Origin of the sequence: Luteibacter rhizovicinus (assembly GCF_004342265.1) — a bacterium.
GTDB classification, from domain to species: Bacteria; Pseudomonadota; Gammaproteobacteria; order Xanthomonadales; family Rhodanobacteraceae; genus Luteibacter; species Luteibacter rhizovicinus_B.
This window is the reverse complement of the sequence record NZ_SMCS01000007.1, coordinates 19,295-35,457: the sequence shown is the minus strand read 5'-3', so window position 1 is coordinate 35,457 and position 16,163 is coordinate 19,295. Positions and strand designations below refer to the sequence as shown.

Below are 16,163 nucleotides of genomic sequence, written 5' to 3'. Positions count from 1 at the left end.
GATCGCAAGACGTTGCAGCAGCGTTGCAGTGCGGCAAACCGCTTTATGACCTATTTGCAGGGGGCCCTCTACATTCCCTGACGAAGACGGCTCGGTGGGAGCGCGCAGGCGCGCTCCTACAACAGCGCGCCGCCGGCTTCTTTCAGCGCCGCGCGGGCCTGGGGTTCGATGCGGTCGGTCCATAGCGCGTACTGCTTCGCGGAAGGGTGCAGACCGTCGTCGACCAGCATGTCGGGCTTCGCGCCAGCCTCTCGCGAGGCGGGCGTCACATCCACCCAGCGCGCATGCGCGCGCACGGTTTCGTCGTGGCCGATCGCATTGAAGGTATCGATATCGCGCGCGATGGCATGACGGTCGCGACCTTCCGCGAAGGCGGTGACACCCCAGTCGGGAATCGACACCACCACCACGCGGCGCGCATCGCCGGCGAATCCGATCGCCCGTTCCAGCAGGGCGAGGAACTGACCGCGGTATTCGTCGGCCGGCCGGCCGCGATACTGGTTGTTGACGCCGATCAGCAGCGTGACAAGGTCATAGCGTGGCGCCAGATGGGCGGCATCGATCGCCGCCGAGAGTTCGTCGGTCGTCCAGCCCGTGGTGGCGACGATGCGCGGCTCGCCGATGTCGACGCCGTCCGCGCGCAGTCGCGCTACCAGTTGCCCGGGCCAGCGGCCATCCGGCGCGACGCCCTCGCCGATCGTGTACGAATCGCCGAGGGCCAGAAACGTCGCCTGGGTCATGCGACGGCGCTGGCGGGCTGCACTTCGTCGGCCATGCGTGCGAGCACGCGGTCTATGCGAACGAAGACCTCGGCCAGTTGCGCCGGTTCGGGCAGCAACGTCAGGCGCAGGTGCCGGCTTGCGGAAAGATTGAAGCTGGTGCCCGGTACGACCAGTACCGCTTCTTCTTCCAGCAGACGCAGGGCGAAGGCGGTGTCGTCGAAATGCGGCATCGCGTCCGCGCGTACCTGGGGGAAGGCGTAAAGCGCGCCGCCCGGTGCGACCACGTCCAGATACGGGCTGGCGGCGACACCGTCGAGCACCGCGCGCCGCGCTTCGTACAACCGGCCGCCTGGCGACGTGAGCGAGCCGATGGTCGGCTTGTCTTTCAGCGCGGGACGCACCGCCCACTGGGCGGTGACATTGGCGCACAGACGCAGTGCGGCCAGCAGTTGCAGCGCGTCGCGGTATTCCGCGTTGCGGCGCGGATCGCCGGAAAGGCTCATCCAGCCGACGCGGTATCCGCAGGCGCGATGGACCTTGCTCAGGCCGCCGAAGCTGACGCAGGGCAGGTCGCCCGCGATGGCGGCCAGCGGCTGGAACGGCGTGTCGTCGTAAAGGATTTCGTCGTAGATCTCGTCGCTGAGCAGCAGCAGTCCGTGGCGGCCGGCGACTTCGACGATGCGCTCGAGCAGCTCGCGCGGATACACGGCGCCCGTGGGATTGTTCGGATTGATCAGCACCAGCGCACGCGTCTGCGGCGTGATCAGCGATTCGATTTCGTCCGGATCGGGCAGATGGCCGCGCTCGGCCGGGCAGCGGTAGTAGCGGGGCTTGCCATCGTTGAGGATGGTGGCGGCGCTCCACAGCGGATAGTCGGGGCTGGGCAGCAGTACTTCGTCGCCGGGCTGGAGCAGGGCGCGCAGGGAGATGTCGATCAGTTCGCTGACGCCATTGCCGATGAAGATGCGCTCCACTTCCACGCCACGCGCGCCGCGTTCGGCCTGCTGCGCCGCGATGGCTTCGCGTGCCTCTTCCAGTCCCTGCTCGTGGCCGTAGGCTTCGCTGTCCACCAGGTGCGCGGCGATGGCTTCGCGCAGATGGTCGGGTGTCTTGAACCCGTAGCGGCCCGGATTGCCGATGTTGAGTTTGATGATGGGATGGCCGGCGGCCTCGAGATCGCGTGCGCGACGGGTAAGCGCACCGCGAATCTCGTAACGCACGTCCGACAGGTGCGCGCTGGGTTTGATCGGAGACACTTGGAGTCCAGTTCGTTCATGCCCGCCGGGCCGTCCCGGGGGTTCCCGACCGATCCTAGCAGCGTCGTCTCCGCGCCGCGAGGCGAAATCGGGGCGGAACCGGGCATAATCGCCGGCATGACCGATGTTCCGGATATCGCGCGCCTGCGCCAGATTGGCTGGCGCGAACCCAGCCTGCCCGACGACAGCCGGCGGCTTGCGCGTGTCGTCGCCCAGCATCGCGCCGGTTACGAGCTGGACGATGGTGTCGGCACGTTCAACGCCCAGCCGGCCGGACAGTTCCTTAAGCGCGGTCTCGATCCCTCGGTCAGGCCCGCCGTCGGCGACTTCGTTTTCCTCGATCACGCAAGCCATCCGGTCATCGAAGCGGTGCTGCCAAGGCGCACCGTGCTAAGCCGTGCCGCGGCCGGCGAGCGCTACGAGCGCCAGGTCATTGCCACGAATATCGACTACGTGATGGTGTTGATGGGCCTGGACGGCGACTTCAATCCCACTCGTATCGAGCGTTATCTGGCCTTGATCGAAGGCTCGGGCGCGCGTGCCGTGGTGTTGCTCAGCAAGGCCGATATGGCCGACGACATACCCGGTGCCATCGCGGCGGTTCGCGATCGCGTGGCCGTGGAAACCGCGGTGCATGCGATCAATACGAAAGATCCGTCGACCGTGTCGTTGCTGGCCGAGTATCTGGGGCCCGGCAGCAGCGCGGTGCTGGTGGGTTCGTCCGGCGCGGGTAAGTCGACGTTGACTAATACATTGCTCGGCGAAGAGCGTATGGCGACCAAGGCCGTGCGGTCGCACGATAGCCGCGGCCGGCACACGACCACGCATCGCGCGTTGCTGAAGCTGCCGACGGGCGGTTGTCTGATCGATACGCCGGGGATGCGCGAGCTGAAGCTCACGGGCGAGGAAAATCTGGACCTCTTCGCCGATATCGAAGCGCTGGCGGCACAGTGCCGTTTTGCCGATTGCGGCCACAGCAACGAACCGGGGTGTGCGATCCAGGCCGCGCTGGAATCGGGGGAGCTTTCGTCGCAACGCTGGCGTAGTTTCCTTAAATTGCACGATGAGCGCGAAGAGCAGGCTGCGACACTGGAAGCCCGGATCAAACGCAAGGCAGCTTCCAAGCCGCCGGTGAAGTCGCACAAGAAATTTCGCGGCCGCGACGAGTACTAACGGGGCTCTTTGCCCGTCATGCCGTGGCGCGAAGCTCCTGCTGGTCGTCGTCATGCAGGCTCGCCAGTTCCTTCGGCAGCATCTGCGCCACGTAGTCGATAAAGCAGCGCAAAGCCGGGATCTGACCATGACGCGATGGATAGACGGCGTGCACGTTGCCGGCGGGTAACTCCCAGTCCGGAAGCAACGCCGTCAGCAGGCCGCTTGCCAGTCCTTCCCGACAGAGGAAGCGCGGCAACTGGGAAATACCTATGCCGCCTTCCACTGCTTGCCGCATGACGTAGAGGTCGTCCGTGGCGATGCGGGGATGGTGTTCGATCTGCCGCGTTTCGCCGTGCCGATGGGTGAGCGGCCAGAAGTGCCGGTTATCCGCTGCAACCACACCAACGCTCGGCAAGCGTTGAAGATCGGACGGGTCCTGCGGCAGGCCGTACTGCCGGAGCATGCGCGTGCTGCCGACCAGCATCTGCGGATCCATGCCGAACGAACGCACGACGAGACTCGAATCCTTCACGGAGGGACGAACGCGAAAAGCGATGTCGTAACCCCCCGTGACGACATCGACCTGATGCCGGGTGATGTCCAGATCGACCTGGACATCCGGGTAGCGTTGCAGGAAACCCACCAGCACGGGCGCCAGCAGCAACTGCGCGAAAAGGACGGGGCAGGCGACATGGATGCAGCCGCGCGGGGCTTCCTGCGCCGTGTCGATAAGCGTCTGTGCCTGGGCTGCGGCTTCCAGCATCACCCGGCACTGGTCGTAGTAAGTGCGGCCGATATCGGTGACCGAAGCGCTGCGCGTGGTCCGCTGGATCAGGCGGACACCCAGATGTTTCTCCAGCCGCGCCACGCGAAAGCTGAGCAACGACTTGGCCACGCCGAGCGCTTTGCTCGCCGCGGTGAATCCCCCGAATTCCACGACCTGCGCGAAGTAATAGATATCGTTCAGATCCTGCATGACTCCTCCCCGGAAGCAGGTCACCGCGAGATTACTCTTCTCGCAGGAACGTGCATGTTGCGCCACGGCATCGCAATTGTTCGCGAATCTTGGACAAACAATCTCGTTGCCACAGGCTTACCGGCGTTGCGGTAGCCGGTCGATACTCGAACCCGATGCCGGCATCCATCAGGGGTTGAGGGGTGGCCGGCGCGCTCACGCAAAGCCATAGGGATGCCATAGCCATGCGTGTTTTCCCGCTCTCGTTAGCGGCGTGCGTTCTCATGGCGGCCACACTGGCCGCGGTCGTCGCATGGCCCGGCCAAGCCGGCGCCCAGCAGGCCGCACCTGCCTCCAGCGCACCCCTGACCCAGCAAGATATCGCGCGCATGCTGCCGGCGACCGACATGGGCGCGGGGCATGGGCACGGCATGGCGACCTATACGGCCGCTACCCATCCGGGGGACACCAGCACGGCGACATCCTTCGACGCGGCGTCCATTCCGACGAATCCGCTGATGCCCAAAGCCGATCCGATCGGATCGAAAACCTGTATCGCGTGCCATACCCAGGAAAACATCCAGGCGTCGCACTCGCTGCATGTCGCGTCGTTCCGGGCGGGCAGCGAACGCAGCGGCCCGCAGGCCGCATGCGAGACCTGCCACGGGCCGGGTTCCGAACACGCGAAGAATCCGACCGCTCCCGGCTCGATCATCGCGTTCACCCACGACTCGAAAACACCCCCCGCCGAGCAGGCGAAGGTGTGCCTTGGCTGCCATGCCGGCGGTGCGCGCCAGCACTGGACCGGCTCGATCCACGAACTGCGCGATCTCTCGTGCACCGACTGTCACAACCCGATGGCGCGTGTGTCGCCCGAGGGCGTGCTGGCGAAACCTTCCATCAATGAAGTCTGCGCCGGCTGCCATCAGGACATCCGCGCGAAGTTCAACCGCCGCTCGCATATGCCGCTACCCGAGGGGCAGCTGGCGTGCACGGACTGCCACAACCCGCACGGCACGATCACGAAGCCGCTGCTGAAGACCGATACGGTCAACGAGACTTGCTACACCTGCCATGCGGAGAAGCGCGGACCGTTCCTGTTCGAGCATGCGCCCGTACGGCAGAACTGTCTCAACTGCCACGACCCGCACGGATCGAACCAGCAGACCCTGCTGGTCGCACCGATCCCGATGCTGTGCCAGCAGTGCCACACCATGACGCGCCATCCGAACGACCTGCAGACGGCTGCGGGTATGGGCACCGGTGCGTCGCCCGACGAACGCGTGATGGGGCGCGCGTGCCTTAGCTGTCACACGAACATCCACGGTTCGAACAATCCCTCCGGTTCCAAGTTCCACAAGTGACCGATGACGAGGAGGCGGACAATGCATGCGCTCGAAGCGAAAGTCCTGATCTTCGGCATCGGTGTCGCATGCGCCTCGTGCGCGTTCGCCGGCGATACCAGCGGTACGATGCGCGTCGGCGACATGCAGTTCGGGAATGCGCTCGACCCGCGCGGCTGGACACCCATGCTGTATCCGGCCGATCCGGACGGCATGTCCTATCTGCACGCGGGCATGCTGCGCACGCCGACGGGCCTGCCGTATCGCTTTCCGCCCGCCGCCGCCGATGTGAAGCCGCTGGGTAAAGCGACCGACTGGACCTATTCCGGCGTGGTGGAACTCGGATTTATCCACGTGGGCGGCGGCCGCAACGCGGAATTCTTCCGCCAGTACGCGGACTGGAAATCCGGCTTCGCGCTGGGTCTTCTGGCGCTCGACTTCCAGAACGCGAAAACCGGCCAGTACGTCGAACTGCGCGGTAGCCGGCTGAGCGGCGACGACCAGTTCTATCGCCTGCGTGCCGGTCAGTACGGGCGCTATCGCGTGGAAGCCTTCTACCGCGACATGCCGCATACCGTGTCGACGAATGCCTATCCTCTGTGGAACGGCGTCGGAACCTCCGATCTGACGCTGCCTTCTCCGCTGATCGCCGGTGCGAGCACGCCGGGCCAGGTGGCCGCCGCGCACGCAGGGTCGTCGCGCCGCACGATCGGGCTGACGCGCACACGCGAAGGCATCGGCATCGAAGGCACGGTGTGGCGCAACTGGATCGGATCGGCGTCGGTCACGAACGAAAAACGATCGGGTACGCGTCTGTGGGGCGGCTCGATGTTCTTCAACTATCCGTTTCCCGATAACGGCGGCGTGCTGGAAACGGTCCGGCCCATCGATTTCCGTACGACCGACGTGAATCTGAGCGTGCGCAACGTCGGCAGGATATGGCGCTTCATGGCGACTTATACCGGTTCGTTCTTCCGCAACAACCAGGATCACCTGAACTTCGAAAGTCCGTTCCGTCTTTACAACGTCGTGGGCACGCCGCAGGTTGCCGATATCAAGTACGGCCAATTCTCCCTTGAGCCGGACAACGACTATCACAACGTCCGGCTGGACCTGTCGCGCGAACTGAAAGGGAATGGCCAGTTCACGGTCGCCGCGGCTTACGGGACGATGAGGCAGAACGATGCGCTGCTGCCGCCAACCACCTGTACGGGTACCGGCGGCATCTTCATCGCGCCGCCGGTCAACTACACGTTCAATTGCGCGGACTGGAACACGACGAACGCGTTGTCGCAGAAGAATGCCAATGCGCGCATCGACACCGGACTGATCGATACGCGCCTGACCTTCCGGCCGACACCGACGTTCGGCTGGCATGCGAACCTGCGTTGGTACCGCGAGGACAACAAGACCCGTTATCTCGCCTATAACCCGATCACGGGGCAGTACGGTTACATCTCCGAGAACGGCTCGCAGGGAAGCATCGTGCCCGGCGAATCGGGCATCTTCGATCCACGCAATCCGCTGCTGCATTCGGCCAATGTGACGGTTCGCAACGTGCCATACGGCTACACCGATACGTTGTTCGAACTGGGTGGCGACTGGGAAGTGGCGCCGAAGCAGTCGTTGAGCGCGACTTATACCTTCGACCATAACCAGCCGAAATATCGCGAGCGGAAGCGGGTCGACGACCAGCGGATCAAACTCGCATGGGTCGCCCGGAGTGTGGGTGGCGCGACGATTCGCGCTTCTTACGAATACGCCAGTCGTACCGGCGATCATTACAACTACGATCCCTACAAACAGTTCTTTTCCGAATCGCTGGCGGGCTTCGTCGATCCGGTCACGGGTATCGCGGCACATACCGTGGACGACATGCGCAAGTACGATCTTTCCGATCGCACGGAGAACAAAGCGCGTCTCATCCTCACGTATCCATGGGGTGATTCGACCACGCTTTCGGCCACGTTCTACGGCAGTCGCGATCGTTACGATACGCAGATCGGCCGGCAGAATACGTCGACGACTGGCGCCACCCTGCAGTGGGACTGGCAGCCGACGCCAGCCACGACGATGAATGTCTATCTGGGCGCCGAAGGGACGAGGCTCGGCATATCCAACGTGGCCGACAACGAGTCGCTGATCGGTTCGAACATCGGCCAGACCAATCCCAGTCTTGGCGGTCCGCTGTATCCGTACGCGAATCAATGGTGGGAGTTCGATCGCGAGCGTAATAGCAACGCGGGTCTGAGTTTCAGTCACGACTTCGGTCGGGTGCGCGCGGATGTGAGCTACAACTACTCCGGTTCGTTCGGTCACGTGGGTTACAACTACGCTTCGCTCGCCGCGCTTGCGTACCACGGACCCAATGCGGCGGCCGCCGCCGGCGACAGTTTTCCGGACAACAGCTATCGCAGCAACAGCGTCGACCTTGGCCTGAGTTTCAGGTTCACCAATCAGCTCGGCATGCGTCTCTTCGGTCGTTACGAAACGGGGTCGTTCACCGATTTCCACTACGCGGGATTCGACAACACGCTCGACTACGACCATCGTGTTTACACCGACAAGGGACCGCAGCGGCATTACAGCGCGAGCCTCGTCGGCGCCATGTTAAACGTGAAGCTGTGAGGAGGGGGCCATGTCGACCATTGTTCGTCTGATCGTCGCCGCCTCATTCGCATGGATGCTTCCCTGCGCGGCCGCCGATGCACCGGTAAAGCCGCTCGACCTGCGCCGCGTGGAAACCGTGCATGGCGATGCCACGGCGGGCACCGCGAAGGCTGCGGTATGCGCGGCATGCCACGGGCCGGCAGGCGTGGCCATTGCGCCCACGTTTCCGAATCTCGCGGGGCAATCCGCAACGTACGTATACATCCAGTTGAAAGAGTACAAAGAGGGGCAGCGTGCGAATCCCATCATGACTGGCCAGGCGGCCGGGTTGTCCGATGCGGATATGCGCGATCTTGCCGCGCATTACGCGGCGCTGGCGCCGAAAGCCGCCGGCCGGCCGGATGCATCGTCGCGCGGCGCGGTACTTTATCTTGCGGGGGATCCAACGCTGGGCGTGCCGCCGTGCCAGGGGTGTCATGGCACGGCCGGCCGGGGGCCGAAGCCCGCCTTTTCTTCGTCGCCCCAGCCGTCGTGGCATAGCTTCCCCTCGCTGGCCGGGCAGTCGTCGCTATATGTGACGCAACAGTTGGGCGACTACCGGACGGGTACGCGGGTGGGCAGCAGTAACGCCAGCGTGATGCATGGCGTGACGCAGAACCTGAGCGATGCGGATATCGCGGCCCTGTCGAGCTACATCGAGTCGTTGTAGCTGAATTGTTGGATATAACCGGATCGTTGTAGGAGCGCGCCTGCGCGCGAAAGCCGACGGAGCGGCGATGCCATGCGTTGCAACGTCAGCTCGCGGATCGGGGCTGGCGAATGTGAGCATCCGCTTCTACGCTTCGTCGGCTTTCGCGCGCAGGCGCGCTCCCACAGACATCGGGGCATCGCTGGACTACTGCACCGGCATCCCGCGCCTCTTCTCATCGCCCCCCGGACTCATCACCCGATACATCTCGACGACCTCATCGATCAGACCGCGCAGCACGTACGCAGCCTGCGCGACCGAGCCTTGCTCGGCATCGATCATCGGTACGTCGATAAGCAGATCGGTCACGCCACGCATGCCCGACAAACGCTCGGTGATCGCTTCGTCGATATCGCCCAGCTTCAGGGCCCGACTGCCTTTGCAAAGCGGGCAGGGAATGGACAGGTCGTGGCCGGACTTCAGGACGTACGACGCGGATGGTTCGTTTTGCTTGCTGCTCATGGCGGCATCCTCTCCGTGGATGTCCGCCACCCGCAGGATGCGGGTGGCGGGCGTGCCAGGGTGGAAAAACCGGTGCAGTAGGAACCCGGCAGGACCGAAGTCCTCCCGGCACGCCCGCCGTAAGGCAGGCACAACGTATCGCAACGCATGAAGACGTCGTTTGAGACGGCGTCTTCAGCGCCTACTGCGGAACACGGGTTTCCACACCCGATCGCCGATGTGCGGCGACCCGGTGAGGATCGCGGCGACGGCATGAAGCGTCAACCCGTTTGGATAAAAGAGACCGAATTTTCAGATTAGTCTGAGTGGGCACCGACTATGTTGTAGGAGCGCTCTCGAGCGCGAAAGCCGACGAAGCGAAGACGCCCTGCGTTGCAACGCCAGCCCGTGGATCGGGGCTGGCGAATGTGAGTATCCGTTTCTACGCTCCGTTGGCTTTCGCGCTCGAGAGCGCTCCTACAGGGAGGTTCGCGAAATTGGGGGCCAAGCTCAGTACGTCACCGTCACCTGGATCACGTCGCTGTACGAACCGGCGGGAACCGGTGTCTGTACGGGGACGCGACCGTAGACGCTTATGGCTTGCTCCGCGCCTGTTCCCGTGCCGCTGAGGGTGTCCGTGTTGAGCGTATTGCCCCAGCGCGTGGCGTAGGTCGCCTCTTTGTATAGCTCGTAGATAACCGTCGTGGTTGTACCCAGCATGCGTCGTGTCGAACCGGTGGCGTGCTGGCCGTTGTCGAGGCCGATCTGCCACGGCGAACGCAGGGTGCAGGTCAGGCGAACCAGCGAATTATTGTCGTGATTCGTGTTGATGAACCCCGGTATGTTGCCGAAATTCAGGTCGTCCGCGGTGCCGACAGCGCAAAACGGAGGAACGCTAGCGGTGACGGCGAGATTGGTCGATGTGCTGGTTCCCCCTCCGGTCCCGCCCGTGGTACAGCTCGCCGGATAGCCGCCCAACGACAGGAGAACTTCGTTGTACCGGTAGTTCATCGAGGCCGTGAGCGAACCGGTATAGCTGCCGAACGCCAGGTTCGCCTGGGAGGCGGGCACCTGTCCGTAGATGACGACCGAGCCGGTCTTGGTCGTCCCGTTGGCGAGAATGGTGAAGCTATCTGTGATAGTGAGTGGCGATGTCGGCGAAACGGTAAGCGAGCCCCAGACCTGGGTATGGTTGGTGTCCTTGTAGATGTTGTAGTTCATCGTGTCGGAGGTGGCATTGACCAGGGTGCGCGGGTTATAGCTGGATTGCGGATCGGGCCCGAGGCTCACGCATATCGTGACGTACGTGCCGAACAATCCACCGAGCAGACCGCCGTTATATGAACACGAATAGTTGAGCGTCGAGGTGGTTGTGACGGCTGTGGAGTTCGGCTGCACCTGGCCGAAGGCTACCGGTCCCAGACTGGTCACATGGCATTCGGTCGCGGCATGCGCCCCGGCGGCGGACAGGGCCAGAAGCAGGAACAGGAGCAGTCCGGCGAGGCGTTTCACGGGCGTACCTCGCGGCAGGTCAGCGGTCCCAGCTGCGGAAGATCGTGCGCCTGTTCCGGGTAGATGAGCGTGGCGGTGCAGGTGCGGCCATCCGTTCGCGTCACGCGCAGTTCCGTCGAACCTTTCAGCGTGTCGAGATAGGCCAGGCCGTCGTATCCCACGATCCCCGGCTTCCCGTCGCCCGTATCGACGCGACTGCCCAATGGCAGATCGACGCCGGCTTCGTCGACCAGCACCACGGATGCCGCGCGTACCTGGCTGATCGGGAAGCGCACCACGACACCGGAACGGTCGGCCGGGGCGACGATCGCTTCGACACGCTGCACGCGCGAATCGGCAGGAAGGTCGAGGGGATCGATGGCGATACGGTTGTCCTGATAGGCGTTCAGTCGGGTAACCAGCAACGTTCCATGACTGTCGGTGACGCCGGTGCGGCGGTTCTCCAACTGCACCGGAACGTCCGGTACGCCATCGGTCGTTACCACAGCGAAGGCATCGTCGACGCGCCGCGCCGCGAACACATGGCCGCCGAGGAACACCACGGAACCGTTGATATCCGCGTAACTGTACGAGCCTGCTCCCATCGTGCTCGCACCCAGCGTGGCCTGGCCGTTGTTGCCAAGCCAGCCCACTTCGCCCAGGCCGCCTCCGTTGGCGCCGCTGCGTCCCTGCACATGCCAGCCGAAGCCGCCATCGCCGGGGATCGGCTGACTGGCATCGGCAATGAACGACGTTCGGTCGCGATCGCGCTGGGCCGAGAAGCTCAACGTCCTCTGCGTATCGAGGGCCATCGTGAAGCCGACGAAAATGCTCCGGTCGCTGGACTTGTCCAGGTTCTGGTTGATGCTGAGATTGATCGATGTGCCGCGGCCGATATTGCCGAAGACGAACAGGCCGGCGTAGCGCGTCATCGGCTGGTTCGCGTATCGCAGGCGCACGAGGTTGGCTCCGAAGCTGGCGCGCCGTACGTTGAAGCCGATCAGCGCACGATCGCTTACGCGGGGCGGCGCCGATCCGTAGCCGCTGGCAACGTCGCGGTAATTGCCACGGCTGCGTAACGTATCCAGCGACAGGTTCATGAACTTGCCTGTCCACGTGTAGCCGGCGCCGAACTGCATACCGCCGCCGTATGCCATCGAAACCGAGCTGTTGACCACGCTGGCGCCGCCGGGCGTCCAGACCGCGCCGGCGCCGGCCGTGCCGCGACCGTCGCCTGCTTCGGCGTGACTTTCGAAGGTGAACTGGTTGGTGATGCCGCGACGCCACGTCGCGCTGACGATGGGTTCGTGGCCGTATTTGAACGACGTGATGCCGTAGTCCTCGCGCACGGCGCCCAGTTCCACCGACCAGTCGTTCACGCCGGCGCCCAGCAACTGCCGTGCGGAATAGATGGGGAAAGTCACCGTGCTGCTGCGTCCCAGCGCATCGGTGAGAACGACCTGGGCCTGGCCGGCGGTGTCCATGCCCGGCACGGCGGTCAGCTGGAAGGGGCCGGCGGGAACCTTGCCGTTGTATTGCTTGATACCGTCGACATAAAGCTCCACCGCCGACGGTGCGGTTGCCTCGCCGAAAAACTGCGGCAGCGGCGTGGTGACGCGATACGGCTGCAAGGCGAAGTCGGTACCGAATGCGATGCCGCCGATACGCGTGGGTCGCGTCCAGGACAGATATCCCGTGAAGGTGTCGCCTATCGTAAGCGCCTGCGCGCGGTCGGGAAGTGCCAGGCGCCACTGCGTATCCAGTCTTACGGAATCGCTTTTCCAGCCATCGTTATTCGTTTCGTAGCGCCGGGTCAGCGACGTGTTGCTGAGTACGCCGTACTGCGACGTGAATGCCCGCGCTTCCGCCAGCGCGCTGATATTGCCCTGTCCCTCGCCGCTCGATGCATAGATGTCGTAGTTGAGCAGGATGCCGGTTGAGCTGGTCGCGGGTATCGATGTTCGTTCGTTGCGATTCAGTACCTGGCGAGGCAGCGAAAGGCGGTCGATGCTCGCGTCGACGGAAACGCGCTGGAGTGCTACGTCGTAGGAGTAGTGCACTCCCTTCATGTCGCCGAGGCATTGCTCGTCGTCGCCAGATAGCGCCACGAAGCCCAGCGAACGCAGATCGGAGGTGGATGCGCATAGCGCTTCGCCATGGCGTACGAAGTGGATGAGACGGCTGGTGCTCGTACCGTTGAGTATCACTTCGAGATAAAGGTCTTCGCCGGCCGTACGCGTGCGCGGCGTAACGGTAGGCGGTGGGGGCGCCGGTTCCGCCGCGTCGCGCGATGTCGCGTGAAGGGCCATGGCGTTGAGCATCAGAAGGCTAGCGGCCGTCCGCGTCCACGGTAAGTGTGGATTCGGACACCTCACCGTTGATCCTTGCGCGCACGGCGCCACCACGGGGATTGCTTTGCGGCGGCACGCGCCAGCTCATCGTGCTGCCGGGCAATGCGTAACCCACCAGCCCGGGTAGCAGCACCGTGCGATTGTTCTGGGCGCCGACGATCGCGAGATCCGCTATCTGCGCGTGGCCGCTGCCCGAATTGCGTACTTCCAGGGCGGTTCCATCCGGCCCGTCGCGCCATGTCGCGCGTAACGTCGCGGTCTTCGCTCCATCGGAAGGAACGAGGAATATGGGAATGGAATACCGCAGTACGAAGCGAAGGCCGGGTTTCGCCTCCTGATCGAGGGGAAGCTCGTCCACCAGGACGCGGTATGCAAGCTCCGTACCCACTGGCGCATCCACGCTGCGGATCACGCGTATCAGCTGCCGGTCGCCGGGCGCTACCGATATCATCGGCGGACTGACGATCAGATCGCGCGTGGGCTCCAGTCGATCCTTTCCATCCACCTGCGTCCAGCGGAACACGCGGACCTGGGCCTGAATCGTGTTGGTCCCGGTATTGGTAAGCCACAGCGCGTCGGCCTGCGCATTGGCTGCAAGTTGCAGGCCGATGGGCGAAACCTGCAGTCCGCTCGCCATCGCCGTGACCTGCACGCACGCCAACCATGCCGCCAGCAAGGCGGCTATCCACGCTCGCGAAAGCCATGGAAACACCGTCAATACGTGATCGTAGCGGTGATCACATCGGCATAGCTGCCGACCGCGAAATTGGTGCTTGGCACGCGGCCGTACACCGGCAGCGGCACCGACGCGCCGGTGCCGCTGCCGGCGAAGACATTGCCGCCCGTTCCTGTCGTACTTCCCCATATGTCGGCGGCAGTCCGCGTTGCGGCACGGTAGAGCTGGTAGGGCACGAGTACCGTGCCATTGCTCATCTTGCGGGAATTGGCGTCGATGCCGTTCTGCCCGTTATCCAGCGCGATGGTGTAAGGCGAGCTGGGCGTGCAATTCACGTTGAGCGCTCCCTGATTGTCGACATTGGTAGCCGTCGACGGATGCGATCCGAAATTGACGTCGGTAGGTGCCGTAGTGCTGATATCGCACGCGGCGGTGATCTGGATGCGTACGTTGAAGGTGGTCGTGGCGGTGGCAGCGTGGGTGTATTCCGCGACCCCGAACAATGCGACTGCGCTGAGCGATGCAATGACAGATACGACGATACGGCGACTCATAACGTTACCCCCTGTTGTCCGACGCGTTCTGCGCGCCGTAAATGCAGTGTTTCGTTAGGTGCTGGTATAGCGTGCGCGTTCCCGTGTGAATGAATGCGATTGCAGCTTGCACGCGATGCGGGGGGTACTTGTATGAAAAATCGGAAGTTGTGCCATTTTTGCGTAGCGATAGCGAATTACGGCTGCCAATCGGTGGTAGCTACGGTGATGTAAAGGGTGCTTGACATCTCCTGTCGGTCAGCGGACTATCCGTGTCAAGCGTGCTTGACACGCTTTCCGACAACCAAGGAGGTGCACCATGTCCCACCGCATCGCGCTCCGTCTCGTCGCTTTCGCCATGGCCTGCTGGGCCGCGTCGACCCTGCATGCCGCTATCAGCACGCCGGCAGCGCCTTCCGGCGAGTACGCCGCGGGCGTCACGGATTCGTTTCAGGTCGGCACGCTGAAGGTCCAGCGTTATGGGCATGGCGGCCGCCCGATCATCCTGATTCCCGGCCTTTCCAGTGGCGCATGGGTCTGGAAGTCCACGATCGAATCGCTGTCGAAGACCGACACCGTGTACGCGGTCACGCTTGCCGGGTTCGACGGCACGCCAGCGCCGGCCGGCGACGAGAGCTATATGGATCGCGCCGATGCGTCGTTGCTCAAGCTGATCAAGGAGCGCGACCTCAAGCATGCCGTGATCGTCGGACACAGCATCGGCGGCACGATCGCGCTGCGCTTCGCTGGCCAGCATCCCGACGCGGTCGCGGGCATCGTGGCTGTCGACGGGTTGCCGATCTTCCCCGGCATGGATCGTGTCCCGGCCGAACAGCGTGCGGCGATTGCCGCCAATCTGAAGACCAAGGCCGAAGCCGCGACCCAGGAGGAATATCAGGCGCAGTCGCTGGCCTATATGCAGAAGATCGGCACTGTCGATCCGGCTGTCGCCGCGCACTACGCGCCGCTCAGTGCTCGCAGCGACGTAAAGGCGGTCGCACGTTACATGGCCGAAGATGCCGGCGGCGATTTCCGTCCCGTGCTGAAGAGCGCGACGATGCCTATTCTGGAAATTGCGCCATACAACGCGGCGGATTCCAGCGCTAGCAAGACGGGGATGACCGAAGCACAGAAGATCGCGTATTACCGGTCGCTGCTGGTCGACGCGCCGCATGCGAAGGTGGTTTCGATCGGTCCGTCGCGCCACTTCGTCATGCTCGATCAGCCGGAAGCTTTCCAGAAGACGCTTGCCGGTTTCATCGGCACGCTCTGACTCAAGGGGACTTTATGCGAGCCGTGCACAAACGCTACTTGCGCGAGTTCATCCCCGCGATGGTCGGCTATGTCGTCCTTATCTTCGGATCGGTATGGATGCTGAAAAGAGTCGATACCGGCTGGCTCAGGGCGGCGATCACGCTGCTGCCGATCATTCCCATTGCCTTCGTGATCCGGGCCATGGTGCGGGTTATCCGCGATCAGGACGAGCTGGAACGGCGCATCGATCTCGAAGCGATCGCCATCGCGGGTGCGCTGTCCGGCTTCGGATTTTTCAGTTACGGCCTGCTGCTGAATGCAGGCACGTTGCCGGCGCCGCCAGCCGAGGCCGTGGCCATCTGGGTGATGCCGGTGCTTATGGGGACGTTCGGTATCGTGAAGTGCGGCATGAGCCAGTACTACCGTCGCCGATGAAAAACCGTGTCCGCGAATTACGCACGGAGCGAGGATGGTCCCAGGCCGATCTGGGCGAACGGCTCGACGTGTCCCGGCAGACGGTGAACGCCGTCGAGACCGGAAAATACGATCCGAGCTTGCCGTTGGCTTTCAAGATCGCCCATCTTTTTGCTCTATCCATCGAAACGATCTTCGAACCCGAGGAGTAAGG

The 16,163-nt window shown here is 63.6% G+C and carries 15 protein-coding genes; 7 read left to right on the top strand and 8 right to left on the bottom strand.

Features of this window, described 5'->3' with window-relative positions; all coding sequences use genetic code 11:
• Nucleotides 1–116: 116 nt before the first annotated feature.
• Together EC912_RS15765 and EC912_RS15760 are read right to left on the bottom strand one after the other, a co-directional pair.
• Nucleotides 117–740: an SGNH/GDSL hydrolase family protein gene (locus EC912_RS15765; protein ID WP_132145819.1), complete on the bottom strand. Its 624-nt coding sequence runs from the start codon at nucleotides 738–740 to the stop codon at nucleotides 117–119.
• Nucleotides 737–1,978: an aminotransferase class I/II-fold pyridoxal phosphate-dependent enzyme gene (locus EC912_RS15760; RefSeq protein ID WP_132145817.1), complete on the bottom strand. Its 1,242-nt coding sequence runs from the start codon at nucleotides 1,976–1,978 to the stop codon at nucleotides 737–739. The genes EC912_RS15765 and EC912_RS15760 overlap by 4 nt, the downstream gene beginning before the upstream one ends.
• A 117-nt stretch (nucleotides 1,979–2,095) precedes the next feature.
• On the opposite strand from EC912_RS15760, the gene rsgA reads away from it, so the two are divergent.
• Complete coding sequence (gene rsgA, locus EC912_RS15755) at nucleotides 2,096–3,151, top strand: ribosome small subunit-dependent GTPase A (protein ID WP_132145815.1); 1,056 nt, start codon at nucleotides 2,096–2,098, stop codon at nucleotides 3,149–3,151.
• A 16-nt stretch (nucleotides 3,152–3,167) separates the two neighbouring features.
• Here rsgA and EC912_RS15750 read toward each other — a convergent pair whose 3' ends face one another.
• The gene (locus tag EC912_RS15750) at nucleotides 3,168–4,109 is read right to left on the bottom strand and encodes a LysR substrate-binding domain-containing protein (RefSeq protein ID WP_132145813.1); all 942 of its coding nucleotides are present in this window, start codon (nucleotides 4,107–4,109) and stop codon (nucleotides 3,168–3,170) included.
• 263 nt (nucleotides 4,110–4,372) lie between these two features.
• Between EC912_RS15750 and EC912_RS15745 the strand changes: the two genes are divergently transcribed.
• From EC912_RS15745 to EC912_RS15735, 3 genes are read left to right on the top strand one after another with little or no spacing between them, the layout of a single operon-like run.
• Nucleotides 4,373–5,452 carry a DmsE family decaheme c-type cytochrome gene (locus EC912_RS15745; RefSeq protein ID WP_243649314.1) on the top strand — a complete coding sequence of 360 codons (1,080 nt, stop codon included), beginning with the start codon at nucleotides 4,373–4,375 and terminating at the stop codon, nucleotides 5,450–5,452.
• A gap of 21 nt (nucleotides 5,453–5,473) precedes the next feature.
• Nucleotides 5,474–8,059, top strand: coding sequence for an MtrB/PioB family outer membrane beta-barrel protein (locus EC912_RS15740; protein ID WP_243649313.1), 2,586 nt, complete (start codon nucleotides 5,474–5,476; stop codon nucleotides 8,057–8,059).
• 10 nt (nucleotides 8,060–8,069) lie between these two features.
• Complete coding sequence (locus EC912_RS15735; protein ID WP_132145807.1) at nucleotides 8,070–8,750, top strand: c-type cytochrome; 681 nt, start codon at nucleotides 8,070–8,072, stop codon at nucleotides 8,748–8,750.
• Nucleotides 8,751–8,936: 186 nt separating this feature from the next.
• Here the strand turns inward: EC912_RS15735 and EC912_RS15730 are convergent, their stop codons facing one another.
• From EC912_RS15730 to EC912_RS15705, 5 genes are all read right to left on the bottom strand, one after another.
• Complete coding sequence (locus EC912_RS15730; RefSeq protein ID WP_132145805.1) at nucleotides 8,937–9,251, bottom strand: hypothetical protein; 315 nt, start codon at nucleotides 9,249–9,251, stop codon at nucleotides 8,937–8,939.
• 489 nt (nucleotides 9,252–9,740) lie between these two features.
• Nucleotides 9,741–10,742 (bottom strand): Csu type fimbrial protein, encoded by a 1,002-nt coding sequence (locus EC912_RS19435; protein WP_165973634.1) that lies wholly within the window; start codon nucleotides 10,740–10,742, stop codon nucleotides 9,741–9,743.
• Complete coding sequence (locus tag EC912_RS15715; RefSeq protein WP_132145803.1) at nucleotides 10,739–13,042, bottom strand: fimbria/pilus outer membrane usher protein; 2,304 nt, start codon at nucleotides 13,040–13,042, stop codon at nucleotides 10,739–10,741. The genes EC912_RS19435 and EC912_RS15715 overlap by 4 nt, the downstream gene beginning before the upstream one ends.
• A 7-nt stretch (nucleotides 13,043–13,049) precedes the next feature.
• Nucleotides 13,050–13,784: a fimbrial biogenesis chaperone gene (locus EC912_RS15710; protein ID WP_243649329.1), complete on the bottom strand. Its 735-nt coding sequence runs from the start codon at nucleotides 13,782–13,784 to the stop codon at nucleotides 13,050–13,052.
• 2 nt (nucleotides 13,785–13,786) lie between these two features.
• Nucleotides 13,787–14,302, bottom strand: a complete 516-nt coding sequence (locus tag EC912_RS15705; RefSeq protein ID WP_132145801.1) for a Csu type fimbrial protein — start codon at nucleotides 14,300–14,302, stop codon at nucleotides 13,787–13,789.
• 298 nt (nucleotides 14,303–14,600) lie between these two features.
• Between EC912_RS15705 and EC912_RS15700 the strand changes: the two genes are divergently transcribed.
• Genes EC912_RS15700 through EC912_RS15690 form a run of 3 tightly spaced genes read left to right on the top strand, consistent with a single transcriptional unit; the run spans nucleotide 14,601 to nucleotide 16,161 of the window.
• Nucleotides 14,601–15,554, top strand: coding sequence for an alpha/beta fold hydrolase (locus EC912_RS15700; protein ID WP_243649312.1), 954 nt, complete (start codon nucleotides 14,601–14,603; stop codon nucleotides 15,552–15,554).
• Nucleotides 15,555–15,568: 14 nt separating this feature from the next.
• On the top strand, nucleotides 15,569–15,970 hold the full coding sequence (locus tag EC912_RS15695; RefSeq protein WP_132145799.1) for a hypothetical protein: 402 nt from the start codon (nucleotides 15,569–15,571) through the stop codon (nucleotides 15,968–15,970).
• Nucleotides 15,967–16,161: a helix-turn-helix transcriptional regulator gene (locus tag EC912_RS15690; RefSeq protein ID WP_132145797.1), complete on the top strand. Its 195-nt coding sequence runs from the start codon at nucleotides 15,967–15,969 to the stop codon at nucleotides 16,159–16,161. The genes EC912_RS15695 and EC912_RS15690 overlap by 4 nt, the downstream gene beginning before the upstream one ends.
• Nucleotides 16,162–16,163: the final 2 nt, after the last annotated feature.